Annotated in this window: 1 protein-coding gene; it reads right to left on the bottom strand. The window is 70.6% G+C overall.

Annotated elements, in window-relative coordinates; translation table 11 throughout:
* The coding region (locus ABYX71_RS11660; RefSeq protein ID WP_372696663.1) for an insulinase family protein at positions 1 to 2,159 on the bottom strand (2,159 nt) is incomplete at both ends.

Raw genomic sequence — 2,159 nt, forward strand, 5'->3', positions numbered from 1 at the left:
CGGGCACAGAAGTTGACCTGCGTGTTGGTGGTCCAGGCCTCGGTCACGGCACCGGCCGCCGGCGCCAGCGGCAACAGCGCCTCGCTGGCCGCCGGCGGCGTGCCACTGTCCAGCCACACCTGGGCCAGACGCACGGCAATGTCGGGCTGCTGCTCGTCCTCCGCCACGATCAGGAACTGCAGCGGCGCTGCCGCCAGACGCGCGCGCAGCGCCGCCAGGCGCTCGGCCAGCTGCCTGAGTGCCGCGCCGTCGGTGAGGCTGTCGTCGAGCCGCTTGATGGCCTGGATGCCGGCCAGCCCGGACCACTGGTGGTGCAGGCGTGCCACCGGCGTCATGCCGGCGCTGGCGGCGGCCATGGCCAGGGCATGACCGTTGCCGGTGACGGCGTTCTCGTCGCCCATGCGGATCTGCGCCACCAGTTCGCGCAGGCGGTCCAGCTCGTCGAAACGCGCCGTGTGCAGGGTCTCGTGCAGCAGCTTCGACAGCGCGCCGTGATTGCGTACCAGCGCCTTGCCGGATACCACGAACAGGCCGCGGCTTTGCCGGTTGTCGGTCGCCAGCGCGCCGACACTGGCGCTGGCGCCGATGCCGCCGGTCAGCGCAGCGTGCAGGGCCTGGGTCTGCGTGTAGTCGCGACCGGCCGCGCCGACCTCGCTGAGGGTTTCGGCCAGCAGCGGCAGCAGCTGCAACTCGTCCTCGTCCAGCGCCGGCAGGTCGATCACCAGCTGCTGGTAGACCAGGCCATTGGTCGGCTGGTCGTACCAGCTGGCCGGCAGGCCGGCCACCGGCTCGCGCACCGCCTGCGGAATCTTCAGCACCGGCGCCACGTCCTCGCGCGTGACACGCGGCAGGATCTCCGGGTCGTCCTGCTGCGCCTGACGCACCTGCAGGGCCTTGGCCTGCTCCAGGATGCGCGCGCGGCCGGCGTCATCCAGGGTGCCCTTGATGGCCGCCAGGCGGGCCTGCTCGGCGGCGTGCTGACGCTCCGCCAGGGTCGGGTCGGGTTTCAGCGTCAGGCGCACGCGGTGCGGGTTGTCCAGCAGCCAGCGGCGCACTTCGTTCTGGATGAAACCGGGCTCGGCGGCGGCGGCACGCAGGCGCTCGATGGCCGCGTCGATGGCCAGCGCCTGCACCGGGTCACCGTGATGCACCGCCTGCGGCAGGGCGTTCATGATCAGCTGCAGGCCGTAGGGGTAGCGGTCGCCGCCGACCTCGCGCCGACCGAGCTCGATCTGGTGCAGCATGGCCTCGACCTGCTCGGCCGGCACGCCGTTGTCGGCCACTTCGGTGAGCACGTCGAGCACCAGCGCTTCCACCGCCTCGGCGTGTTCGGGTTCCGAGCCTTCCACACCGGCGGCGAACAGCAGCTCGCGCGCCGAGTCGTCCAGCCCGCACAGCGGCGACGGCGCGCTGCCCAGCGGCGTCGTTTCCAGCGCGTGCAGCAACGGCGAGGAGGCGTTGTCCAGCAATACGCGCGAGAGCAGGTTGGCCCGCAGCACGGCGTCCAGGTCGGTGAGGTCGCCCAGCAGCCAGCCGAGCACGACATGCGTCTTGCGCGCCGTGTCGCCGTCTTCGGCGGCGTAGCGCTCCTCCACCGCGCGCGGCGCGGGGTAACGCTGCTCCGGCGGCACGCGCAGGTCGATGTCCAGGCGGTCGAAGTGCCGCAGCACGCGGTCTTCCATGATGGCCTGGTGCTCGGCGGCCGGGATGTCGCCGTAGGTGAAGAAGGTGGCGTTGCTCGGGTGGTAGTGCCGGGCGTGGAAGGCCTTCAGCTGCTCGTAGCTCAGGTCCGGGATGTGCTCCGGATCGCCACCGGAATTGTGGTGGTAGGTGGTGGTCGGGTAGACCTCGCGCGCCAGGGTCTGCCACAGCGCCGACACCGGCGCGCTCATGGCGCCCTTCATCTCGTTGAACACCACGCCCTTGAAGGTGAGTTCGGAGTCGGCGTTCTCGGCCTCGGCGAATTCGAGCCGATGGCCTTCCTGCGCGAAGTCGAGCGGATCCAGCGTCGGGAAGAACGCCGCGTCCAGGTACACGTCCAGCAGGTTGAAGAAGTCCTTGCGGTTCTGGCTGGCGAACGGGTAGGCGGTCCAGTCGCTGGCCGTCATGGCGTTCATGAAGGTGTTCAGCGAGCGGCGCAGCATCAGGAAGAACGGATC

Source organism: Immundisolibacter sp. (assembly GCF_041625615.1).
Lineage (GTDB): Bacteria > Pseudomonadota > Gammaproteobacteria > Immundisolibacterales > Immundisolibacteraceae > Immundisolibacter.